Origin of the sequence: Pseudomonas sp. UV AK001 (assembly GCF_046097675.1) — a bacterium.
Classification (GTDB): Bacteria; Pseudomonadota; Gammaproteobacteria; order Pseudomonadales; family Pseudomonadaceae; genus Aquipseudomonas; species Aquipseudomonas kribbensis.
Genome location: NZ_JBJUVZ010000001.1, coordinates 317,905 through 339,587, shown reverse-complemented (window position 1 = coordinate 339,587; position 21,683 = coordinate 317,905). Strand labels below are relative to the sequence as shown.

The 21,683-nt window shown below is 60.5% G+C and carries 20 protein-coding genes; 12 read left to right on the top strand and 8 right to left on the bottom strand.

All coding sequences use genetic code 11. The features are described from left to right. Positions 1-50 precede the first annotated feature (50 nt). On the bottom strand, positions 51-701 hold the full coding sequence (locus ACKLNA_RS01555; RefSeq protein ID WP_085712429.1) for an N-acetyltransferase: 651 nt from the start codon (positions 699-701) through the stop codon (positions 51-53). Between the two features lie 174 nt (positions 702-875). On the opposite strand from ACKLNA_RS01555, the gene xthA reads away from it, so the two are divergent. Together xthA and ACKLNA_RS01545 are read left to right on the top strand one after the other, a co-directional pair. After that, positions 876-1,688 (top strand): exodeoxyribonuclease III, encoded by an 813-nt coding sequence (xthA, locus tag ACKLNA_RS01550; protein WP_408984645.1) that lies wholly within the window; start codon positions 876-878, stop codon positions 1,686-1,688. A gap of 120 nt (positions 1,689-1,808) precedes the next feature. Next, positions 1,809-3,143 (top strand): substrate-binding domain-containing protein, encoded by a 1,335-nt coding sequence (locus ACKLNA_RS01545; protein WP_114886738.1) that lies wholly within the window; start codon positions 1,809-1,811, stop codon positions 3,141-3,143. 50 nt (positions 3,144-3,193) lie between these two features. Here the strand turns inward: ACKLNA_RS01545 and ACKLNA_RS01540 are convergent, their stop codons facing one another. Then, entirely contained in the window at positions 3,194-4,423 is a 1,230-nt protein-coding gene (locus tag ACKLNA_RS01540) for an acyl-CoA dehydrogenase (protein WP_041075051.1), read from the bottom strand. A 177-nt stretch (positions 4,424-4,600) separates the two neighbouring features. Here ACKLNA_RS01540 and ACKLNA_RS01535 point away from each other — a divergent pair, with 177 nt between their 5' ends. Genes ACKLNA_RS01535 through ACKLNA_RS01525 form a run of 3 tightly spaced genes read left to right on the top strand, consistent with a single transcriptional unit; the run spans position 4,601 to position 6,931 of the window. Then, positions 4,601-5,545, top strand: a complete 945-nt coding sequence (locus tag ACKLNA_RS01535) for a LysR family transcriptional regulator (protein WP_011334997.1) — start codon at positions 4,601-4,603, stop codon at positions 5,543-5,545. A 55-nt stretch (positions 5,546-5,600) separates the two neighbouring features. Then, positions 5,601-6,002 (top strand): MerR family DNA-binding transcriptional regulator, encoded by a 402-nt coding sequence (locus ACKLNA_RS01530; RefSeq protein ID WP_007951507.1) that lies wholly within the window; start codon positions 5,601-5,603, stop codon positions 6,000-6,002. Positions 6,003-6,031: 29 nt separating this feature from the next. Beyond that, entirely contained in the window at positions 6,032-6,931 is a 900-nt protein-coding gene (locus ACKLNA_RS01525; protein ID WP_408984644.1) for a hydroxymethylglutaryl-CoA lyase, read from the top strand. 595 nt (positions 6,932-7,526) lie between these two features. On the opposite strand, the gene ACKLNA_RS01520 is transcribed toward ACKLNA_RS01525, so the two are convergent. Further along, positions 7,527-9,224, bottom strand: coding sequence for an AMP-binding protein (locus ACKLNA_RS01520; protein ID WP_408984643.1), 1,698 nt, complete (start codon positions 9,222-9,224; stop codon positions 7,527-7,529). Between the two features lie 201 nt (positions 9,225-9,425). Between ACKLNA_RS01520 and ACKLNA_RS01515 the strand changes: the two genes are divergently transcribed. From ACKLNA_RS01515 to ACKLNA_RS01500, 4 genes are read left to right on the top strand one after another with little or no spacing between them, the layout of a single operon-like run. Next, positions 9,426-10,589 carry an isovaleryl-CoA dehydrogenase gene (locus ACKLNA_RS01515; RefSeq protein ID WP_085712435.1) on the top strand — a complete coding sequence of 388 codons (1,164 nt, stop codon included), beginning with the start codon at positions 9,426-9,428 and terminating at the stop codon, positions 10,587-10,589. A gap of 12 nt (positions 10,590-10,601) precedes the next feature. After that, positions 10,602-12,209 (top strand): carboxyl transferase domain-containing protein, encoded by a 1,608-nt coding sequence (locus ACKLNA_RS01510; protein WP_408984642.1) that lies wholly within the window; start codon positions 10,602-10,604, stop codon positions 12,207-12,209. Positions 12,210-12,222: 13 nt separating this feature from the next. Continuing rightward, a complete protein-coding gene (locus ACKLNA_RS01505) occupies positions 12,223-13,038 on the top strand; it encodes a gamma-carboxygeranoyl-CoA hydratase (RefSeq protein ID WP_408984641.1) in 816 nt (271 codons plus the stop codon). Then, positions 13,038-14,987, top strand: a complete 1,950-nt coding sequence (locus ACKLNA_RS01500; RefSeq protein WP_408984640.1) for an acetyl/propionyl/methylcrotonyl-CoA carboxylase subunit alpha — start codon at positions 13,038-13,040, stop codon at positions 14,985-14,987. Before ACKLNA_RS01505 ends, ACKLNA_RS01500 begins: the two co-directional genes overlap by 1 nt. A gap of 39 nt (positions 14,988-15,026) precedes the next feature. Here the strand turns inward: ACKLNA_RS01500 and ACKLNA_RS01495 are convergent, their stop codons facing one another. Next, on the bottom strand, positions 15,027-15,683 hold the full coding sequence (locus tag ACKLNA_RS01495) for a LexA family protein (RefSeq protein WP_408984639.1): 657 nt from the start codon (positions 15,681-15,683) through the stop codon (positions 15,027-15,029). Positions 15,684-15,812: 129 nt separating this feature from the next. On the opposite strand from ACKLNA_RS01495, the gene ACKLNA_RS01490 reads away from it, so the two are divergent. Then, the gene (locus tag ACKLNA_RS01490; protein ID WP_114884082.1) at positions 15,813-16,151 is read left to right on the top strand and encodes a DUF6124 family protein; all 339 of its coding nucleotides are present in this window, start codon (positions 15,813-15,815) and stop codon (positions 16,149-16,151) included. A 151-nt stretch (positions 16,152-16,302) separates the two neighbouring features. Here ACKLNA_RS01490 and ACKLNA_RS01485 read toward each other — a convergent pair whose 3' ends face one another. Continuing rightward, positions 16,303-16,521 (bottom strand): hypothetical protein, encoded by a 219-nt coding sequence (locus tag ACKLNA_RS01485; RefSeq protein WP_114884084.1) that lies wholly within the window; start codon positions 16,519-16,521, stop codon positions 16,303-16,305. Between the two features lie 97 nt (positions 16,522-16,618). On the opposite strand from ACKLNA_RS01485, the gene ACKLNA_RS01480 reads away from it, so the two are divergent. Together ACKLNA_RS01480 and ACKLNA_RS01475 are read left to right on the top strand one after the other, a co-directional pair. Beyond that, the gene (locus ACKLNA_RS01480; RefSeq protein ID WP_408984638.1) at positions 16,619-17,770 is read left to right on the top strand and encodes a M14-type cytosolic carboxypeptidase; all 1,152 of its coding nucleotides are present in this window, start codon (positions 16,619-16,621) and stop codon (positions 17,768-17,770) included. A gap of 150 nt (positions 17,771-17,920) precedes the next feature. Further along, positions 17,921-19,129 (top strand): MFS transporter, encoded by a 1,209-nt coding sequence (locus ACKLNA_RS01475; protein WP_408984637.1) that lies wholly within the window; start codon positions 17,921-17,923, stop codon positions 19,127-19,129. Positions 19,130-19,138: 9 nt separating this feature from the next. Here the strand turns inward: ACKLNA_RS01475 and ACKLNA_RS01470 are convergent, their stop codons facing one another. From ACKLNA_RS01470 to ACKLNA_RS01460, 3 genes are all read right to left on the bottom strand, one after another. Then, the gene (locus tag ACKLNA_RS01470; protein WP_114884090.1) at positions 19,139-19,684 is read right to left on the bottom strand and encodes a cytochrome b; all 546 of its coding nucleotides are present in this window, start codon (positions 19,682-19,684) and stop codon (positions 19,139-19,141) included. Continuing rightward, positions 19,681-20,775: a catalase family peroxidase gene (locus ACKLNA_RS01465; protein WP_408984636.1), complete on the bottom strand. Its 1,095-nt coding sequence runs from the start codon at positions 20,773-20,775 to the stop codon at positions 19,681-19,683. The genes ACKLNA_RS01470 and ACKLNA_RS01465 overlap by 4 nt, the downstream gene beginning before the upstream one ends. A 121-nt stretch (positions 20,776-20,896) precedes the next feature. After that, positions 20,897-21,661 carry an enoyl-CoA hydratase-related protein gene (locus ACKLNA_RS01460; protein WP_408984635.1) on the bottom strand — a complete coding sequence of 255 codons (765 nt, stop codon included), beginning with the start codon at positions 21,659-21,661 and terminating at the stop codon, positions 20,897-20,899. Positions 21,662-21,683: the final 22 nt, after the last annotated feature.

Genomic DNA, 21,683 nt, shown 5'->3' with positions numbered 1-21,683 from the left:
ACGTGCTTGGGAGCGTGATAGAACCAGACTTTTCTGAAAAAGTTCGATGGTTATGCCGTTGCAGTTTGTAACACCTGCGGATTGGCATGGAAAAACACGTGCTCACGTACCGGTCCGACGGCGACTTCGCCGATCTCCTCATAACCCTGACGTTTGTAAAATTCCAGGTAACGCGGGTTGCCGGTATCAAGGATCACACCCTGGGAGCTTTCGTCCACTGCACACCAGTTGTGCACCGCTTGCAGCAGCTGTTCGCCGAAGTGTTTGCCCTGAAATTGTGGATGCACGCCGAGCAGCGGCAACATGTGTACCGAATCGGTCGGCACGCAGGCTTCAACGGCGGCGTGGTATTCCAGATAACGCCGGGTGCAGCGGAAACCGGTGCTCAACACCATGCGCAAACGCCACGCCCAGCTCTCGGTGACGCCCAGACGCCGTTGCGGCGGCGCGATCAGGGCGATGCCGATCAACCGATCATTGACCAACAGGCCGATGGCCGGCAGATCCTGCAGGAAATGCTGTTTGACCAGCTCCCGAACCGTGGCTCGCACCCGTTGTTCGTAACCCGGGCGTTCGGCCTCGAACAGGTAAGCGAAGGTCGGCTCGTGACGGTAAGCCTGATACAGCAGGGATCGCGCTTCACGGGAATAGCCGCGGTCGAGCATGTGGATGTCGGCGATGGCGGTCGAGGTTTCAGGCATGACGGTGATTCTCCCTGGACGGGACTCAACAGGCCCCGTTCTTGTTATACGAGCCTTGGGCTGAAGGGATCGTTCCCACACCCGAAAGACATTAGCAGCGCATATGGACTACCGCCACGCTGGCCCAGATCCTACATGTCAGCTAGCATCGCCCTTTTGCCAGGACTGCCGACCATGAAGATCGTTTCCTTCAACATCAACGGACTGCGGGCCCGCCCGCATCAGCTGGCGGCGCTGATCGAAAAGCATCAGCCGGACGTCATCGGCCTGCAGGAAACCAAGGTCCACGACGACCAGTTCCCGCTGGAAGAAGTGCGGGCCCTGGGTTATCACGTGTATTTCCACGGTCAGAAAGGCCATTACGGCGTTGCCCTGCTGTCGCGCCAGGAGCCGATTGCCGTGCACAAAGGCTTCGCCACCGATGAAGAAGACGCGCAACGGCGCTTTATCTGGGGCACTTTCGCCGACGCCAACGGCGTGCCGGTGACGATCATGAACGGCTATTTCCCACAGGGCGAAAGCCGCGACCATCCGACCAAGTTCCCGGCCAAACAGCGCTTCTACAGCGATCTGCAAACGCTGCTGGAAAGCCAGTTCAACAATGAACAGCCGCTGGTGGTGATGGGCGATGTGAACATTTCCCCGGAAGACTGCGACATCGGCATCGGCCCGGACAACATGAAGCGCTGGCTGAAAACCGGCAAATGCAGCTTCCTGCCGGAAGAGCGCGAGTGGATGGTCCGCCTGAAAAACTGGGGCCTGACCGACAGCTTCCGTCACCTGAACCCGGACGTGGCCGATATCTTCAGCTGGTTCGACTACCGCAGCCGTGGCTTTGAAGACGAGCCGAAGCGCGGTCTGCGGATCGACGTGATTCTGGCGTCCCATGGCTTGCTGCCACGGGTGAAAGCCGCCGGTGTCGACTATGAACTGCGCGGGATGGAAAAGTCTTCGGATCATGCGCCGATCTGGCTTGAATTGAGCTGATAGCGCAATTACCGCAAATGGCTGTGGGAGTTCGCTCCTACAGCCTGAACACTGTCATCTTTCAGAAACGTCCCTGACTTAATCTCCCCGGCAATCCCCTTGGCTGCATTCGGTGCCGGCATGACCCTGCGCGTTTTGTTCGTCTTTCTCCTGAGTGCCTGGCTGCAGGTTTCGGCCGCGGCATTGCCCATTCCCGAGAACGGCCCGGTATTGCGCATCCAGGGCTCCAACACCATCGGCGCGGCCCTCGGCCCGGCGCTGGTTGAAGGCCTGCTGGAAGAACAGGGACTGGTGAAAGTCCACAGCGAAACCCCGGACACTGCCAACGAGCAACGGGTCGTCGGCCTCACGGCTCAAGGTAAACGGGTCGTGGTGGAAATCGCCGCCCATGGTTCCAGCACCGGTTTCTCCGCGCTCAAAAACAACAGCGCCGATCTGGCCGCCTCTTCCCGCCCGATCAAGGACAGCGAACTCGCCAGCCTTGTTTCGCTTGGCGATCTGAAAAGCCCCGGCGCCGAGCAGGTCATCGCCATCGATGGCCTGGCGATCATCCTTCACCCCGACAATCCGCTGAACCAACTGAACACCGAGCAACTGGCGCGGATCTTCAGCGGCGAGGCGAAGACGTGGGAAGAACTAGGCGGCAAGGGAGGGACGATTCATCTGTATGCGCGGGATGATCAGTCCGGCACCTACGACACGTTCAAGGAACTTGTCCTCAGCCGTCGTGGGAAAACTCTGAACAGTTCGGCGAAACGTTTCGAGTCCAGCGAGCAATTGTCCGATGCAGTCAGCGCTGATCCGCAGGGCATCGGTTTCATCGGCCTGCCCTATGTGCGCCAGGCCAAGGCCGTGGCCATCGTCGACGGGCAGTCCCAGGCCATGCTGCCACTGGCCAGCCTGATCGCCACCGAAGACTATCCGCTGTCCCGCCGGCTGTTCTTCTATTTGCCACCCGACAATCAAAATCCATGGGCCGCAGCCTTGGTGGATTTTGCGCAAAGCCGCCAGGGCCAGGCGATTGTCGCGGCCAACGGTTTTATCGCCCAGACCGTGCACGCCATTTCGGTCACGCCGAATGCGCTGATGCCTGAGGGTTATCAATCCCTCAGCCGGCATGCCCAGCGTCTGACGGTGAATTTCCGTTTTGAAGAAGGCAGCGCCAGCCTCGACAACAAGGCCCGCCAGGATCTGGCCCGGGTGTTCGACTATATAAAGCACCACGACAAGACCGACCGCGCGGTAACACTCGTGGGATTCGGCGATGCCAAGGACGACCCGGCCCGGGCGGATTTGCTGTCGAAGCTGCGGGCGATGGCTGTTCGTCGGGAACTGGTGAAGAACGGCGTGGTGTTGCGCGAAGTGCGCGGGTTTGGCGCGTTGATGCCGGTGGCGACCAACAGCGGGGATGAAGGCAGGATCAAGAATCGGCGGGTTGAGGTGTGGGTTTACTGAGCTGACGCTGTCCGATCCCACGTTTTGCGTGGGACCGAACAGGCGCTGAATCAGCGCTCGCTACGCAGCATTTCCTTCGGCACATACTTGCCGATCTCGAACTTTCCGATCGCCGCGCGGTGCACTTCGTCCGGGCCGTCGGCCAGGCGCAGGGTGCGTTGCATGGCGTACATGTAGGCCAGCGGGAAATCGTTCGACACCCCTGCCCCGCCATGAATCTGGATCGCCCGGTCGATCACCCGCAACGCGACGTTCGGTGCGACGACCTTGATCTGTGCGATCTCGCTCTTGGCGACCTTGTTGCCCACGGTGTCCATCATGTACGCCGCTTTCAGGGTCAGCAGGCGAGCCATGTCGATCTCCATCCGCGAGTCGGCGATCTTGTCGACGTTACCGCCCAGACGCGCCAGCGGTTTGCCGAACGCGGTGCGGCTCACCGAACGTTTGCACATCAGTTCCAGCGCGCGCTCGGCCATGCCGATCGAACGCATGCAGTGGTGAATCCGGCCAGGGCCAAGGCGACCTTGAGCGATTTCGAAGCCGCGTCCTTCACCGAGCAGGACGTTTTCGTACGGCACCCGCACGTTGTCGAACAGCACTTCGGCGTGGCCGTGAGGTGCGTCGTCGTAACCGAACACCGGCAACGGGCGGACGATCTTCACGCCGGGGGTGTCGACCGGCACCAGGATCATCGAGTGCTGGGCGTGGCGCGGGGCGTCGGGGTTGCTCAGGCCCATGAAGATCAGGATCTTGCAGCGCGGATCGCAGGCGCCGGAGGTCCACCATTTCTTGCCGTTGATCACCCACTCGTCACCATCGCGCACGGCACGGGCGGCCATGTTAGTGGCGTCGGAGGACGCGACGTCCGGCTCGGTCATGGCGAACGCCGAGCGGATCTCGCCGCGCAGCAGCGGTTCGAGCCAGCGCTGTTTCTGTTCTTCGTTGGCGTAACGCACCAGCACTTCCATGTTGCCGGTGTCCGGCGCCGAGCAGTTGAACGGCTCGGGGCCGAGCAGCGAACGGCCCATGATTTCCGCCAATGGCGCGTATTCGAGGTTGGTCAGGCCGGCGCCCAGTTCCGACTCAGGCAGAAACAAATTCCACAGCCCTTCCGCCTTGGCCTTGGCCTTGAGCTCTTCCATGATTGCGGTCGGCTGCCAGCGGTCGCCCTCGGCAACCTGCCGTTCAAACACGGCTTCGGCCGGGTAAACGTAAGTGTCCATGAACGCGGTCACGCGCTCACGCAGTTCCTGAACCTTGGGCGAATAAGCGAAATCCATGAGCAATTACCTTCTGTGGCAGAGGTTGTTTAAGTCATGCAATCGATGCTAGAACAGCGTTGATAATTTACCTAGCCTATTCTCGGCGTGTATAAACATTCATCACCGATATATGATTGGTTGATTTTCCTGGCCGCCCTGACCCGTGCCATCCATCTATAACAAGAGAGCCGCGTAATGAATCTGAGCAAGGTCGACCTCAACCTTTTCATCGTCTTCGACGCGATCTACACCGAAGCCAACCTGACCCGAGCCGGGCAGATTGTCGGCATTACCCAGCCGGCGGTGTCCAACGCATTGGCGCGGTTGCGCGAGACTTTCAACGACCCGCTCTTCGTGCGCACCGCCCAAGGCATGGTGCCGACGCCCATGGCGCAGAACATCATCGGCCCGGTGCGCAACGCGCTGTCACTGTTGCGGGTATCGGTTCAGGAAAGCCGCATTTTCAACCCCTCGCAAGCGGTCAAGACCTACCGCATCAGCATGACCGACCTGACCGAAGCGGTGATTCTGCCGCCACTGTTCCAGCGCCTGCGTCGTCTGGCGCCGACGGTGATCATCGAAAGTTTCCTGTCCAAACGCCGGGAAACCACCAAGGAACTGGCCGCCGGGCGTCTCGACTTTGCGGTGGATGCACCGCTCAACACCGACCCGCAGGTGCGTCACGTCAAGCTGATGGAAGACCGTTACGTCTGCGCGATGCGCAAAGGCCATCCGCTGGCGACCAAGGAAAAATTCACCCTCGACGATTACCTGTCGCTGACGCACATTCATATTTCCAGCCGTCGCAGTGGTCTGGGCCATGTTGATCTAGCGCTGGGCAAAATGGGCATCCAGCGCAAGATCGCCCTGCGCTCGCAGCATTACCTGATGGCGTCCCAGGTGTTACAGCAGACCGACATGGTGATGACCGTGCCGGAGCGTTTCGCCCGCCGTCATGACTTGCATGCGTTCAATCTGCCGGTCAATGATGTGCCGCCGGTGGAAACCCATTTGTACTGGCACGAAAGCACCGATCAGGACCCGGCCAACCGCTGGATGCGCGAGCAGATGATCGAGTTGTGCCAGCAAGTGACGGCGCACGAGAAGAAGCTCGACAAGCTGCAGGCGCCCGCCACTTGACGTAAACGTCAACCTGCCATTAGCTTAGCGCCAAGACCTTTTTTCGAGCGCTTTCATGAGCAGCCAGACCTACAGCATTTCCGACCTCGCCCGCGAGCTGGACATCACCACCCGGGCGATCCGCTTTTATGAAGAACAAGGCCTGCTCAGCCCTGAGCGCCGAGGCCAGGAACGCATCTACTCGCCACGCGACAAGGTCAGCCTGAAACTGATCCTGCGGGGCAAACGCATCGGCTTTTCGCTGGCCGAGTGCCGCGAGCTGATCGAGCTCTACGATCCTTCCAGCGGTAACACCAAACAACTCAACAGCATGCTGGCGAAAATCAGCGAGCGCCGGGAACAGCTCGAGCAGCAATTGCTGGACATCGAACAGATGAAGCTGGAACTCGACACCGCCGAAGAACGCTGCGTGCAGGCGCTGGAGCAGACGCTCAAGAGTCAGCAAGTCGCGCAGTAGCATCCCGATAATTACAACAGGTCAACGCCATGTCCCTCCCCTCCCAAGTACGCCTGATCGAAGTCGGCCCGCGTGACGGTCTGCAGAACGAAGCCCAGCCCATCAGCGTTGCCGACAAAGTGCAACTGGTCGACGCATTGAGCGCCGCCGGCCTCGGCTATATAGAAGTCGGCAGTTTCGTCTCGCCCAAGTGGGTGCCGCAGATGGCCGGTTCCGCCGACGTGTTCGCGCAGATCCAGCGCAAGCCCGGCGTGACCTATGGCGCACTGGCGCCGAACCTGCGCGGTTTTGAAGACGCGCTGGCGGCCGGGGTCAAGGAAGTCGCGGTGTTTGCGGCTGCATCGGAAGCGTTTTCGCAGCGCAACATCAATTGCTCGATCAGCGAAAGCCTGGCGCGGTTCGCACCGATCATGGAATCGGCGAAACAGCACGGCGTTACCGTGCGCGGTTACGTGTCCTGCGTGCTGGGCTGCCCTTATGAAGGCGAGGTCGCGCCGGAACAAGTGGCCATGGTGGCCCGCGAGCTGTACGCGATGGGCTGCTATGAAGTGTCGCTGGGCGACACCATCGGCACCGGCACCGCTGGCGCCACCCGCCGTCTGTTCGAAGTGGTATCGAAACAGGTACCGCGAGAAAAACTCGCCGGCCACTTCCACGACACCTACGGCCAGGCCATGGCCAACATCTACGCCAGCCTGCTGGAAGGCATCGCGGTGTTCGACAGCTCTATCGCAGGCCTCGGCGGCTGCCCGTACGCCAAGGGCGCCAGCGGTAACGTCGCCACCGAAGACGTGGTGTACCTGCTCAACGGCCTGGGCATCGAGACCGGTATCGACCTCGACGCCTTGATTGCCGCCGGCCAGCAGATCAGCGCGGTACTGGGTCGCCCGACCGGTTCGCGCGTGGCCAGGGCCCGTAGCGCACAGTGAGGGCGAAGGTGTTACCGCTGTGTCCGAAACGTGGGCATAGGCGAGTAACACGGAAACAAACTGTCTGGTTTTGCCTGAAGGAAAAATCCTTCAAAAATCTCAAGCCATTGATTTACAAGGGTTTTTAAAAGTTGGCACGGCTTCTGCTATCTCTATGGCATAACAAGAATAAAAAGCAGCAAACCAATAAAAATAAGACGTACCGACTCTGACATAACAAAAACAACACGGCAGAGACGCAGCTAACAGATTTTTTTGGAGAAGGTGTGCTTTTCAGGGTGTTCCTCGGAATGACCCGCAACCGGGCAGAGAACAATAAAACTACCTTCAGGTAGCTCCCGAATCGGTTGGATCGCTAGACGAGAAAGCAGATCAGCGCTCAAAAAAATACGTTTGCTCTTGACCCCGGATGGGGGTCGCCAAAAACAGCGGTAAAGGGCCACGGTTGCCAAAAACAACAACAGACCGCCCCTCAATAATAAAAAAGAGCACGCGACGACAAAATTAAAGGGGAGCTTCGGCTCCCCTTTGTGCTGTCTGGCCTTCCGAAACCCCGCAGGACGCTGTGGGAGCAACGCCCCCACAGATCCCACCGTCAGCCCTCGTTGCTACGCAACTCCTCGATACTGATCTCGCGCATCCGGAATTTCTGGATCTTGCCCGTCACCGTCATCGGAAACTCCTCGACGAACTTGAAATGACGCGGCGTCTTGAAGTGGGCGATGCGTTCCTTGCACCACGCTTGCAGCTCTTGTTCGGTGGCGCTGTGGCCGGGGTGGAATTTGATCCAGGCGACGATTTCCTCGCCGTAACGCGAGCAAGGAATGCCGATCACCTGCACGTCCGCCACCGCCGGGTGGGTGAAGAAGAACTCTTCCAGTTCGCGCGGGTAAATGTTCTCGCCGCCACGGATGATCATGTCTTTGTTACGGCCGGCGATGCACACGTAACCCTCGTCGTTCATGCTCGCCAGGTCGCCGGTGTGCATCCAGCCCGCCGCGTCGATGGCTTCGGCGGTGGCCTGCGGGTTGTTCCAGTAGCCGAGCATCACACTGTAGCCGCGGGTGCACAGCTCGCCGATGGTGCCGCGTGGAACCGGGTTGCCGGCCTCGTCGATGATTTTGCTTTCGAGTTGTGGCTGGGTGCGGCCGACGGTGGTGACGCGCAGTTCCAGTTCGTCGGATGGCCCGGTCTGCAGGGACACGGGGCTGGTTTCGGTCATGCCGTAGGCGATCTGCACTTCGCTCATGTGCATTTCGTTGATGACCCGGCGCATCACTTCGATCGGACAAGTCGCGCCGGCCATGATCCCGGTGCGCAGGGTCGACAGGTCGAATTCGGCGCGTTGCGGCTGATCGAGCATGGCGATGAACATGGTTGGTACGCCGTACAGCCCCGTGGCCTTTTCTTCGGCGACGGTGTTCAGGGTCAGCAGAGGATCGAAGGCATCGTTCGGATAAATCATGGTGCTGCCGTGGGTGATGCAGCCGAGGTTGCCCATGACCATGCCGAAGCAGTGATACAGCGGCACCGGGATCACCAGGCGATCGGCAGCGGTCAGGCCGAGGCTTTCGCCGACCATGTAACCGTTGTTGAGGATGTTGTAGTGACTGAGGGTCGCGCCCTTGGGGAAGCCGGTGGTGCCGGAGGTGTACTGGATGTTGACCGGTTGATCGAAGTGCAGGCTGTCGCGGCGTTCACGCAATTGTTCTGGAGAGACACTGGCGGCCAGATCTGCCAGTTGCGACCACGGGAGAAAACCCGAAGGCGGCTGCGGATCGAGGCTGATCAACCCGCGCAGTTCCGGCAGGCGCTCGCTGTGCAGTTCGCCGATGGATTGCTCGGCCAGTTCCGGGAGCAAGCCTTGCAGCATGCCGTGATAGTTCGAAGATTTGAAGGCGCCGGCGCAGACCAGCCATTGGCAGCCGGATTGCTTGAGTACGTATTCCAATTCGGAACTGCGGTAGGCCGGGTTGATGTTGACCAGAATCACGCCGATTTTCGCAGTGGCGAATTGAGTGATGCACCACTGCGCGCAGTTCGGCGCCCAGATGCCGAGCCGGTCGCCGGCCTGCAAACCCAACGCCAGCAACGCTCTGGCATGCACGTCCACAGCGTCGGCCAGTTGCCGCCAGGTGTAACGCAGCTGCTGATGGCGCACCACCAGCGCCTCGCCGTCCGGGTACTGCGCGACGGTCTCGTCGAACTTCTGCCCGATGGTCATCGCCAGCAAGGCTTTGTCCTGGGAACCACGGGTATAGCTGCGTTGCGGGTTTGCACTGGGTTGATCCATGACGACCCCTATTGTCTTTATTAGTGGGTGTTGGACCGGAGCCATATCAGCTCCGACCGTTCAGAACTGGCCCTACTCTCGCTCAAGTTGACGTTAACGTAAAGGGTGATTGACAGCCATTCGTCACAGGCTTACGTTAACGTAAAGGTGAGAACTGAAACGCCCTTCTCCCTACCCTACAAAAAAGCCAAAAGGTGACCCATGAGCTACCCATCCCTGAACTTTGCCCTCGGCGAAACCATCGACATGCTGCGCGATCAGGTTCAGTCCTTTGTCGCCAAGGAGATCGCCCCGCGCGCCGCGCAGATCGACAGCGACAACCTGTTCCCGGCCGATCTGTGGCGCAAGTTCGGCGACATGGGCCTGCTGGGTATCACCGTGCCGGAAGAGTACGGCGGCGCGGGCCTGGGTTACCTGGCGCACGTCGTGGCGATGGAAGAAATCAGCCGTGGCTCGGCTTCCGTGGCGTTGTCCTACGGCGCCCACTCCAACCTCTGCGTGAACCAGATCAACCGCAACGGCAACCACGAACAGAAATCCAAATACCTGCCAAAACTGATCAGCGGCGAACACGTCGGCGCACTCGCGATGAGCGAACCGAATGCCGGTTCCGACGTGGTCTCGATGAAACTGCGCGCCGATAAACGCGGCGACCGTTTCGTGCTCAACGGCAGCAAGACCTGGATCACCAACGGCCCCGACGCCAACACCTACGTGATCTACGCCAAGACCGACCTGGAAAAAGGCCCGCATGGCATCACCGCGTTCATCGTCGAGCGCGACTGGAAAGGCTTCAGCCGCAGCAACAAGTTCGACAAGCTCGGCATGCGCGGCTCCAACACCTGCGAACTGTTCTTCGATGACGTCGAAGTGCCGGAAGAAAACATCCTCGGCGTGCTCAACGGCGGTGTGAAAGTGCTGATGAGCGGCCTCGATTACGAGCGCGTCGTGCTGTCCGGTGGCCCGACCGGAATCATGCAGTCGTGCATGGACCTGATCGTGCCGTACATCCACGACCGCAAACAGTTCGGCCAGAGCATCGGCGAATTCCAGCTGATCCAGGGCAAAGTCGCCGACATGTACACCCAGCTCAACGCCAGCCGCGCCTACCTCTACGCCGTGGCCCAGGCCTGCGAGCGCAACGAAACCACGCGCAAGGACGCCGCCGGCGTGATCCTCTACACCGCCGAGCGCGCCACGCAAATGGCCCTCGACGCAATCCAGATTCTCGGCGGTAACGGTTACATCAACGAATTCCCGGCCGGCCGTCTGCTGCGTGACGCCAAGCTGTACGAAATCGGTGCTGGCACCAGTGAGATCCGTCGCATGCTGATCGGTCGCGAACTGTTCAACGAAACCCGCTAACCGGAGCTGTCCATGGCTATCCTGCATACCCAGCTCAACCCTCGTTCAGCGGAGTTCGCTGCCAACAGCGCGGCGATGCTCGAACAGGTCGACGCCCTGCACACCCTGCTCGCCCAAGTGGCACAGGGCGGTGGCGCGAAAGCTCAGGAACGGCACACCTCGCGCGGCAAACTGCTGCCCCGTGAACGGATCAACCGCTTGCTCGATCCGGGCTCGCCGTTTCTGGAAATCAGCCAGTTGGCCGCCCACGCCGTTTATGGCGAAGACGTGCCGGCCGCTGGCGTGATTGCCGGGATCGGCCGCGTGGAAGGCGTCGAGTGCATGATCGTCGCCAACGACGCGACCGTGAAAGGCGGCTCGTACTACCCGCTGACCGTGAAGAAACACCTGCGCGCCCAGACCATCGCCCAACAGAACCGCCTGCCATGCATCTATCTGGTGGACTCGGGCGGCGCCAACCTGCCGCGTCAGGATGAGGTGTTCCCGGATCGTGAGCATTTCGGGCGGATCTTCTTCAACCAGGCCAACATGAGCGCCATGGGCATTCCGCAGATTGCCGTGGTCATGGGCTCCTGCACCGCCGGTGGCGCTTATGTGCCGGCGATGGCTGACGAAGCGATCATGGTACGCAATCAGGCGACGATTTTCCTCGCTGGCCCGCCCTTGGTGAAAGCTGCGACCGGTGAAGTGGTCAGCGCCGAAGACCTCGGCGGGGCCGACGTGCATTGCAAGATCTCCGGGGTCGCCGACCATTACGCCGAAAGCGATGAGCACGCCCTCGCCCTCGCCCGCCGCAGTGTCGCCAACCTCAACTGGCGCAAGCTCGGCGAAGTGCAGCAGCGCGCGCCGATTGCGCCGCTGTACGCCAGCGACGAGTTGTACGGTGTGGTGTCGGCGGACGCCAAGCAGCCGTTCGATGTGCGCGAAGTGATTGCGCGCCTGGTCGACGGTTCGGTGTTCGATGAATTCAAAGCCTTGTTCGGCACCACGCTGGTGTGCGGCTTCGCCCATCTGCACGGCTACCCGATCGCGATCCTCGCCAACAACGGCATCCTGTTCGCCGAAGCCGCGCAAAAAGGCGCGCACTTCATCGAACTGGCCTGCCAGCGCGGCATCCCGCTGCTGTTCCTGCAGAACATCACAGGCTTCATGGTTGGCCAGAAATACGAGGCCGGTGGCATTGCCAAGCACGGCGCGAAACTGGTGACCGCCGTGGCGTGCGCCAAGGTGCCGAAATTCACCGTGATCATCGGCGGCAGCTTTGGCGCCGGTAACTACGGCATGTGCGGGCGAGCCTACGATCCGCGTTTCCTGTGGATGTGGCCGAACGCGCGAATCGGCGTGATGGGCGCCGAACAGGCAGCCGGCGTGCTGGTCCAGGTCAAGCGCGAGCAGGCCGAACGCAGCGGCCAGGCCTTCAGCGCCGAACAGGAAAGCGAGATCAAAAAACCGATTCTCGACCAGTACGAAGAGCAGGGTCATCCCTACTACTCCAGCGCCCGGTTGTGGGACGACGGCGTCATTGACCCGGCGCAGACCCGCGATGTGCTGGCCCTGGCCTTGTCCGCGTCGTTGAACGCGCCTATCGAACCGAGCCGCTTCGGCGTGTTCCGGATGTGATCGGGAGAACCTCATGAGCGACTTCAACACCCTCGAATTGCAGAGCGATCCACGGGGTTTCGCGACCCTGTGGCTGAGCCGCGAAGAAAAGAACAACGCGTTCAACGCCGAGATGATCCGCGAATTGATCCTGGCGCTGGACAAGGTCGCCAGCGACGCCAGCCTGCGTTTCCTGCTGGTACGCGGACGCGGTAAACATTTCAGCGCCGGCGCGGATCTGGCCTGGATGCAGCAATCGGCCGAACTCGATTACCACACCAACCTCGACGACGCCCGGGAACTGGCGGAGCTGATGTACAACCTCGCCAAACTGAAGATCCCGACCCTGGCAGTAGTGCAAGGCGCGGCGTTCGGCGGCGCATTGGGGCTGATCAGTTGCTGCGACATGGCGATTGGCGCCGATGACGCGCAGTTCTGCCTGTCGGAAGTGCGCATTGGCCTGGCGCCGGCGGTGATCAGTCCGTTCGTGGTGCAAGCCATCGGCGAGCGTGCGGCGCGGCGTTATGCGCTGACGGCCGAACGTTTCGGCGGGCAGCGGGCGCGGGAAATCGGTTTGCTGTCCGAGAGCTATCCGGCGACTGAACTGGAGCAGAACGTCGAACAATGGATCGACAACTTGCTGCTCAACAGCCCGGCCGCCATGCGCGCCAGCAAGGATCTGCTGCGTGAAGTCGGCAACGGCGCGCTGACTCCGGCCCTGCGCCGCTACACCGAAAACGCGATCGCCCGCATCCGCGTCAGCCCGGAAGGCCAGGAGGGTCTGCGGGCATTTTTGCAGAAGCGTCCGCCGAGCTGGCAAGCCGCAACCACCATCAAGGAGCCGCGTTGATGAGCGCACCTGTTCTCACCACCCTGCTGGTGGCCAACCGTGGCGAAATCGCTTGCCGGGTCATGCGCACCGCCAAGGCGCTAGGCTTGACCACCGTGGCCGTGCACAGTGCCACCGACCGTGAAGCGCGGCACAGCCGTGAAGCGGATATCCGCGTCGATCTGGGCGGCAGCAAAGCGGCTGACAGTTATCTGCAAATCGACAAACTGATCGCGGCGGCCAAGGCCAGCGGCGCTCAGGCGATTCATCCGGGTTATGGCTTTCTTTCGGAGAACGCTGGTTTTGCCCGCGCCATTGAAGCGGCCGGCCTGATCTTCCTCGGCCCGCCCGCCTCGGCCATCGACGCGATGGGCAGCAAATCCGCCGCAAAAGCGTTGATGGAAACTGCCGGCGTGCCGCTGGTGCCGGGTTATCACGGTGAGGCCCAGGATCTGGAAACCTTCCGCGATGCTTGTGAGCGTATCGGCTATCCGGTGCTGCTCAAGGCCACTGCCGGCGGTGGCGGCAAGGGCATGAAAGTCGTTGAAGACGTCAGCCAACTGGCGGAAGCGTTGGCCTCGGCTCAGCGTGAAGCGCAGTCGTCGTTCGGCGATTCGCGGATGCTGGTGGAGAAATACCTGCTCAAGCCGCGCCACGTGGAAATCCAGGTGTTCGCCGACCAGCACGGCAATTGCCTGTACCTGAACGAGCGCGACTGCTCGATTCAGCGACGTCACCAGAAAGTCGTCGAAGAAGCACCGGCTCCGGGGCTGAGTCCGGAACTGCGTCGGGCGATGGGTGAAGCGGCGGTGCGTTCGGCACAGGCCATCGGTTACGTCGGCGCCGGCACGGTGGAGTTTCTGCTGGATGCTCGTGGCGAATTCTTCTTCATGGAGATGAATACGCGGTTGCAGGTCGAACACCCGGTCACCGAAGCCATCACCGGGCTCGATCTGGTGGCCTGGCAGATTCGCGTCGCCCGTGGCGAAGCGTTGCCGATCACTCAGGATCAGGTGCCGCTGAACGGGCATGCGATTGAAGTGCGGCTGTATGCGGAAGATCCGTCGAATGATTTCCTGCCGGCCACCGGGCGTCTGGAGCTGTATCGCGAATCCGCCGCGGGTCCGGGGCGCCGTGTGGACAGTGGCGTTGAGGAAGGCGATGAGATTTCGCCTTTCTACGACCCGATGCTCGGCAAGCTGATTGCCTGGGGCGAGGATCGTGAGCAGGCGCGGTTGCGGCTGCTGAGCATGCTCGATGAGTTTGCGATTGGCGGATTGAAGACCAACATCAACTTTCTGCGGAGGATCATTGGTCATCCGGCGTTCGCGGCGGCGGAGTTGGATACCGGGTTCATCCCGCGTTATCAGGAACAGTTGCTGCCAGCGCCTGCTGCGCTGAGCGATGAATTCTGGGATGCGGCGGCGCAGGCTTTTGCGCAGAGCCTGCCGGGGACGGCTCGAGTGGATGATCCGGCTTCGCCTTGGGCACTGCACAGCGGTTTGCGTGCCGGATTACCCCGTGAGATCACTTTGCATTTGAGCTGCGAGGGGCAGGATCGGGCGTTGACGCTCGGTGCTGGCGGCAGTGCAAAACTGATTGGCGAGCAACTGGTGATCGAGCATGACGGGCTGCGTCGACAGCTGCGTGCGATTCGTCGTGGAGAGGTTCTGTATCTGCAATGGGACGGCGAGTTGCGACGCGTTGAAACGTACGACCCGATCAGCGCTGTCGAAGCCAGTCACAGTCATCAGGGCGGTCTGACGGCACCGATGAACGGCAGCATCGTGCGTGTGCTGGTAGAGGCCGGGCAATCGGTTGAGGCCGGTACTCAATTGGTGGTGCTGGAAGCGATGAAGATGGAGCACAGCATTCGCGCGCCCCATGCCGGCGTGATCAAGGCGCTGTATTGCCAGGAAGGCGAAATGGTCAGCGAAGGCAGCGCGCTGGTCGAGCTGGAAGACGCTTGAGAGGTGGATCGATCCTACGCCTGGCGAGGATCGATCTGACTAGTATTTGGCCGATGCCTGAACCACGACACCGATGATTCGGCACTCGTCGGTGAACAAGGCTTTCGGCCAGGTCGGATTGAGCGGCATCAGGTAACGCTGGCCGCCCTCTTCGATCAGTTTGCGAAAAATCGCTTCATCGCTGTCCGGCCATTGGACGATCACCAGTTTTCCGGGCTCTGCCTCCAGCGCGGGATCCACCAGGATCATCATCCCCTCGCCGATGCTCTGCCCGGTGGGCGCGGTCATCGCATTACCCGTCACCGTGAGCCAGAACGCCGGGCCACGGGCGTGGTAGTCCGTCAGTTCGAAACGTCGCTTGTCCTTGCCGCTCGAATAGGCCGGTTGGGCTTCACGGGCCTCGATGGGCGTCTTCCAATCGCTGACCGGGTAGCGGAAGTAAGGGTTGTACTTCTGCGCCAGCGGCATTTCGTCGTCCTTGTCGACTTGCGGTTCGCGGATCACCACCGCGACTTCGAGATACTCCATGCCCAGCGCTTTCAGCACGCGGTTCATCTGCGTGATGCCGGGCTCACGGCGTTTGTTCAGCCAATGGCCGATACCGCCCTGAGACATGCCGACGCGCTCGCCGAGTTCGACTTGAGTGACGTTGAGTTCACTCATTTTGGCCTTGACCAACTCAATCCATTTATCCATGTGCGGCACCATACGTGCCCGCCTTCGGCCGGCAAAACACATATTGTAGTATTTAAATTCTGGTCACAAATACTCTAGGTACTATTCTTGGTTCACGGATTTGAATCGACCAAGGAGTGACCTTTCACCATGAATATCACCAGCAACGACCTGCCCGACCTCCAGATGGATACCACTTTCAAGTCTCCACAGGGTTGCGCTGCCGCGCAGCGGGCATTGGACTATTACTTGAAACCGGCTGTGTCAGAACAGGAAGTGGAAGAACGTTTTTTCGGCGTGAACAGTAATTTGAGTGGCGAAGAATCCCTGGTCCACGCCTCGGATTTGCTGCGATGTGCGGCGGCCACTGCATTCAAGGCTGCAGACGGCTTGCAAGGCGTCAGTCGGGATCTGGCGTTTTCGGTCGTGCACATGGTGGACATGGCACGGGCGATGGTCGATCACTCGCTCGATGGCGGTGTTCGCTAAAGACGGACAGGAAAGAATTTTCCAATCGCGCAGATAAAAACGTTTGACTTGCAAATGATAATGATTATTATTGCAAGCAACTGGTCGCGAGATCAGTCGATGGACCAGAGACCTCAGGTCGGTCTTCTGGACTATCTCCTCATCAGGCTAATCACGGTTTTTGACCCGGCTTTTTGCCGGGTCTTTTTTTTGCCAGTTTTCTGGCTTTTGGCTTCAGGCTAATGAAGTCTTTGGGTGCTGCAAATTCGGTGGCGCGGATAATATCAAAAGAATATCGCTTGGCAAGGGAACCCCGTCCGCATTGGGGAAAAGTAATGCCAATTAGCACTTGAGAATCAATCGCACAGCTACTAAGCTGCACCCGCGTCATGGAAGACGCCCCCCGCCACACCCCGCAATTTCCCTCGGTTTCACCCCTGTCTTGCGTGTAAAGTAGCCGCCATAAAAATCATATTCAGGAACCGATTATGACCGTGGCCAAATCTTCGTTCGACATCAGCGCCAACTTCGACAGCGGCAACATCCAAGTCATCGACATCAGCAACCCGCTCAACCCGGTTCTGGCAATTCGGCCAGATACCCGCAGCGCCCATTTCCAGTGGTTCCACTTCAAAGCCAGCGGCCTGCATGTTCATCAGGAACACTGGTTCCGCCTGGTCAACGCCAGCCAGTCCTCCTACAACAAGGCCTGGACCGGCTATCAGGCCGTCGCTTCCTACGACCACGTCAACTGGTTCCGCATTCCGACCCAATTCGAAGGCGACAGCCTGCGCTTCTGCCTTGAAGCCGAGCAGACCCACGCCTGGTTCGCCTACTTCGAACCTTACAGCCGTGGCCGTCATGACTGGCTGATCGAGCAAGCGCTGACCAAGGCCGGCACCGAACTATTGGCCACTGGCAAAAGCGTCGAGGGCCGCGACATCCAGCTGCTACGCAAAGGCACCGGCGCCGAAGGCCGGCGCAAGATCTGGATCATCGCCCAGCAGCACCCGGGCGAGCACATGGCCGAGTGGTTCATGGAAGGTGTGATCGAGCGTCTGGAACATCACAACGATCCAGGGCTGAACAAGCTGTTGGAAAGTGCCGATCTGTACCTGGTACCGAACATGAACCCGGACGGCGCGTTCCACGGCCACCTGCGCACCAACGCCATGGGCCAGGACCTGAACCGGGCCTGGCAGAGCGCCAGTCAGGAAGTCAGCCCGGAAGTGCTTTTCGTACAGCAGCAGATGGAAAAGTACGGCGTCGATCTGTTCCTCGACGTACACGGCGACGAAGAAATTCCCCACGTATTCACCGCCGGCTGCGAAGGCAATCCGGGCTATACGCCACGGATCGAGAAACTCGAAGAGCACTTCCGCAGCCACCTGAAACACACCACCAAAGACTTCCAGACCAAGTACGGCTACACCCGTGACGAACCGGGTCAGGCCAACATGACCCTGGCCTGCAACAGTGTCGGCCAGAAGTTCGACTGCCTGTCGTTGACCCTGGAGATGCCGTTCAAGGATCACGACGATGCGCCGAACCCGCTCACCGGTTGGTCGGGCCAACGCTCGAAACAATTGGGCAAGGACGTGCTGACCACCATCGCCGACATGGTCGACACCCTGCGCTGATCCCCCCCCTGCTTCTCGCCCCATGAAAGATCGTAGCCCTGTCTGCGATCTTTTTTTGCGCCGCACTTTTACCCAATCAGGTTGCAAAACAAAACCAGATTACTTACCGTCATTCCAGTTTCCATTTGAAACCAGAAAAGGAATCAGGACATGAACGCGCAAAATCTCGGCAGTGGTGTTGTGCTGCTGTTCGCCATTGCCTGCGGCCTGGCCGTGGGCAACGTGTATTACGCGCAACCGTTACTGGACGCCATGGCCGAAGCCTTCAACCTGTCGCCCGCGAGCATCGGTATCGTCATCACGCTGACCCAGGTCGGCTATGGCGTCGGGCTGGTTTTGCTCGTGCCGCTCGGCGATCTGCTCAACCGCCGACGTTTGATTGTCACGCAAACCCTGCTGTCGGCCGCAACATTGCTGATGATCGCGCTGGCCACCAACAGCATCTGGCTGCTGATCGGCATGACCCTGACCGGCCTGCTCGCCGTCGTCACTCAAGTACTGGTGGCCTATGCCGCCACACTGGCCATCCCGACGCAACGCGGTCGTGTCGTAGGAGTGATCACCAGCGGCATCGTGGTCGGCATCTTGCTCGCGCGCACCGTGGCGGGCGGGATGGCGGATCTGGCAGGCTGGCGGGCGATTTATCTGTTGTCGGCGGGGCTGACGCTGGTCATGGCACTGCTGCTGTATCGCGTGCTGCCCAGGGACGAGAGTCCGCAACCGGCAACCTCCTACGCCGCGTTGATTACCTCGGTGCTCAGCCTGTTTCGAGAGGAACCAGTGCTGCGGCAACGGGCGATTCTGGCCCTGCTGACCTTCGCCAGCGCCATGGTCCTGTGGACGCCGATGGTTTTGCCGTTGGCCGCCCCGCCGCTGTCGCTTTCCCACAGTGAAATCGGATTGTTCGGTCTGGCCGGCGCGGCGGGTGCACTGGCCGCCGCAAGAGCCGGAGACCTGGCGGATCGCGGATTCGGGCAATGGGTCAGCGGCCTGTCATTGCTGCTGATGCTCGGCTCCTGGCTGCCGATTGCGTTCACCCAAACTTCGTTGTGGGCGCTGTTGCTCGGCGTGATCACCCTCGATCTGGGCTTGCAGGCAGTGCACGTCACCAGCCAGAGCATGATCTACAGCGTCCGCCCAGAGGCACAAAGCCGACTGACCGCCGGCTACATGCTGTTTTACTCGATTGGCAGCGCCCTGGGCTCCATCGCCTCGACGGCCATGTACGCCTGGGCAGGATGGCCGGGCGTCTGCTGGCTGGGGGCGGGAATCAACATCGTCGCGCTGCTGTATTGGTGGCGAACATTGGCACCGCAAAAACGTGGCGAGCAAATATGCTCCCTCGCCACGCCGGATTAACGTCTGCGGTCAGTTGCGATTGCGTCCCCGCAGCATGCTGTCGAGCACCTCGTCGCGGCGCACCCAACCATGGAACAGCGCCGCCGCCAGGTGCAGCAGCACGGTCAGAAACAACAGATACGCCAGATAACCATGCGCCTTGCGCAACAGCGCAAACACTTGGGCATCTGCCGGCAGGATCGACGGCAATTGCAACGAATGGCCAAGCATTACCGGATCCCCCGCCGCGCTGATCATCGCCCAGCCCAGCAGCGGCAACACCAGCATCAAGGCGTACAGCAACAGGTGCGACGCCTTGGCTGCCATCACTTGCCAGCCCGGCAGATCCTCCGGCAGTGGCGGCTGACGCGTACCCAATCGCACCAGAATGCGCACGATCACCAGCAACAGAATTGCGATGCCTAAAGGTTTGTGCAGGTTGATCAGCCATTCATGCCGCGCCGACACCGAAGTCACCATGCCGGCACCGATGAACAACATGGCGATGATCATGAGTGCCATCAGCCAGTGCAGCAGTCGCGCCAGCGGATTGAAATGCGTCGGTGGCGTTCTCATGGGCGTGCCTCCTGTTTGCCAGTGGGCAATTGACTGACTTCGCTGGTGCGACGCAGGTAGGAATCGGCGTAGCCGGCTGAACGAGCAGCGAGCAACGGGTCGTCGGAACCTTCAATCCCGGCAGGCAGGACCAGTGGGTCGTAGTTGATGTCGCGGCATTCGCCACTGAGCTGCGGCTGAGTCTTTTCCAGCACCAGGGTGCCGGCGTTCAGCATTTTGCGACCGGCAGGCCAGACCTTGCTCGCGTCGTTCACCGGATCGTCAGAATTGGCCAACGTAATGTTCAACTGAAAGCGCAGCGGCCCCTCGGCCAGACGTTGCACCAGGTCCTTCTCAAGAAAGTCGCTACCTTCCGGAGCCGCAGCACCCGCAGCGTCCTGGGCCAATGGCATCATGCTCCAGCGCACGGCCTGCTTCTTGCCGCTGGCATCAACCAGATAAAACGCATTGATACTGTTGTAGGTTTCCGTGGCATAGCTGGCCGAAGGTTTGGCCATCTTCACCCAGGTCAGGAACGGCACGGCTTCCGGGTGGGCAGCAAAAAATGCCGGGACCTTGGCCGGATCAGGCTTGCCGGTCGCCGGATCCGGCGATTGCGCCTGCTGCAACTGATAGAACGCTTCAGGGGTGCCCACCGGGAACACCGGCATGCTGTTCATCCCGGTGCGCCACTGCTGGCCGTTGGCCTGAGTAAAACGCAGCGCCAGGCTGCGAATCGGTACAGCGCTGTCCGGCGCATAAGGATTACCCGCCGGCAGCGCGAATCGACCGACTACCGGGGTGCGTGGCTCATTGAACACTTGTGCGACAGAGTAAGGACGCGCCTCACCACTGCTTTCGAAATGGCCGATGACGCAAACACCCTTGGCATGATTGCGACGAAACCCGGGATGCACGCCGTTGTTCTTTTCCAGCACATCGACCAACGCCTTGGGCGTCAGTCGTTGTGGGTCAAAGTTGCCGTGAACGTAGGCAAACGTCCCGGCCACGGCTGCGACAACCACGGCGATACCGCCGAGACGCAACACCAGGCTCGCGGCACTCAATGGCGGGCGTTGTGGCCCGCCGGGCGGTGAGCTGCGATCAACCATGAAAGACTCCAGGGCCATCGGCCATAGGGAAAGGTGCTATGAGACGCACGCCTCGTAGGTTTATTCCCTTTGAACTGTAGTTTCTTTCACGCGGTGACGCGCGAGCCCACCTCCGGTCCGACTACATCAGATCAAACCGTGGCTCGCGCTTTTCCAGAAATGCCTGCATGCCCTCCTTTTGGCCGGGCGTGGCAAACAAGCCGTGAAACGAGCGTCGCTCGAACAGAAGGCCTTCGCGCACCCCTGATTCATCGGCCCGGTCCACCGCCTCCCGCGCAGCTCGTGTCGCGATGCGAGGGAATCCGCCAATCCGCCGTGCAACCGCCAATGCCTCTTCGAACAAATCCTCGGTGGCGACCACCCGCGATACCAGACCCGACTGCTCCGCCTCACAAGCGGACATCGAGCGGCCCGTGAGAATCATGTCCATGGCTTTTGCACGACCGATCAAACGGGTCAGACGCTGCGTGCCACCCATGCCCGGCATCACTCCCAAAGTGATTTCAGGCAGACCAAACGTTGCGGACTCGGCCGCCACAATTACGTCACACATCATTGCCAACTCGCACCCTCCGCCATAGGCAAACCCCGCGACTGCCGCGACCTTCGGAGTACGCAGCGCGGCGAACGCGTCCCAACCAGCAAAGTAATCCTCCTGAATCATGTCCAGACAAGACTTTTCGTACATCTCCTTGATGTCGGCGCCTGCCGCGAAGTAATCCTTCGTACCGATGATCAGGAAACACCCGACGCCAGGATCACCATCCAGTGCTTGCAGGGCTTCCAGCAGCTCACGCATCAATTGTGCGCTGAGCGCGTTACGGGCGTGGGGCCGGTTGAGGCGGATCAACACCACGCGCCCCAGTCTTTCGATCAATATATTCATCGCAGTCTCTTTCTATGTAAGG

Excerpts from the sequence above, each read along its gene's own strand:
- ACKLNA_RS01495 (WP_408984639.1), bottom strand. The coding sequence starts at position 15,683 with ATGGATAAATGGATTGAGTTGGTCAAGGCCAAAATGAGTGAACTCAAC.
- xthA (WP_408984645.1), top strand. The coding sequence starts at position 876 with ATGAAGATCGTTTCCTTCAACATCAACGGACTGCGGGCCCGCCCGCAT.
- ACKLNA_RS01480 (WP_408984638.1), top strand. The coding sequence starts at position 16,619 with ATGACCGTGGCCAAATCTTCGTTCGACATCAGCGCCAACTTCGACAGC.
- ACKLNA_RS01460 (WP_408984635.1), bottom strand. The coding sequence starts at position 21,661 with ATGAATATATTGATCGAAAGACTGGGGCGCGTGGTGTTGATCCGCCTC.
- ACKLNA_RS01555 (WP_085712429.1), bottom strand. The coding sequence starts at position 701 with ATGCCTGAAACCTCGACCGCCATCGCCGACATCCACATGCTCGACCGC.
- ACKLNA_RS01540 (WP_041075051.1), bottom strand. The coding sequence starts at position 4,423 with ATGGATTTCGCTTATTCGCCCAAGGTTCAGGAACTGCGTGAGCGCGTG.
- ACKLNA_RS01485 (WP_114884084.1), bottom strand. The coding sequence starts at position 16,521 with ATGACGCGGGTGCAGCTTAGTAGCTGTGCGATTGATTCTCAAGTGCTA.
- ACKLNA_RS01510 (WP_408984642.1), top strand. The coding sequence starts at position 10,602 with ATGGCTATCCTGCATACCCAGCTCAACCCTCGTTCAGCGGAGTTCGCT.
- ACKLNA_RS01490 (WP_114884082.1), top strand. The coding sequence starts at position 15,813 with ATGAATATCACCAGCAACGACCTGCCCGACCTCCAGATGGATACCACT.
- ACKLNA_RS01475 (WP_408984637.1), top strand. The coding sequence starts at position 17,921 with ATGAACGCGCAAAATCTCGGCAGTGGTGTTGTGCTGCTGTTCGCCATT.
- ACKLNA_RS01515 (WP_085712435.1), top strand. The coding sequence starts at position 9,426 with ATGAGCTACCCATCCCTGAACTTTGCCCTCGGCGAAACCATCGACATG.
- ACKLNA_RS01525 (WP_408984644.1), top strand. The coding sequence starts at position 6,032 with ATGTCCCTCCCCTCCCAAGTACGCCTGATCGAAGTCGGCCCGCGTGAC.
- ACKLNA_RS01535 (WP_011334997.1), top strand. The coding sequence starts at position 4,601 with ATGAATCTGAGCAAGGTCGACCTCAACCTTTTCATCGTCTTCGACGCG.
- ACKLNA_RS01465 (WP_408984636.1), bottom strand. The coding sequence starts at position 20,775 with ATGGTTGATCGCAGCTCACCGCCCGGCGGGCCACAACGCCCGCCATTG.
- ACKLNA_RS01545 (WP_114886738.1), top strand. The coding sequence starts at position 1,809 with ATGACCCTGCGCGTTTTGTTCGTCTTTCTCCTGAGTGCCTGGCTGCAG.
- ACKLNA_RS01505 (WP_408984641.1), top strand. The coding sequence starts at position 12,223 with ATGAGCGACTTCAACACCCTCGAATTGCAGAGCGATCCACGGGGTTTC.
- ACKLNA_RS01530 (WP_007951507.1), top strand. The coding sequence starts at position 5,601 with ATGAGCAGCCAGACCTACAGCATTTCCGACCTCGCCCGCGAGCTGGAC.
- ACKLNA_RS01500 (WP_408984640.1), top strand. The coding sequence starts at position 13,038 with ATGAGCGCACCTGTTCTCACCACCCTGCTGGTGGCCAACCGTGGCGAA.
- ACKLNA_RS01520 (WP_408984643.1), bottom strand. The coding sequence starts at position 9,224 with ATGGATCAACCCAGTGCAAACCCGCAACGCAGCTATACCCGTGGTTCC.
- ACKLNA_RS01470 (WP_114884090.1), bottom strand. The coding sequence starts at position 19,684 with ATGAGAACGCCACCGACGCATTTCAATCCGCTGGCGCGACTGCTGCAC.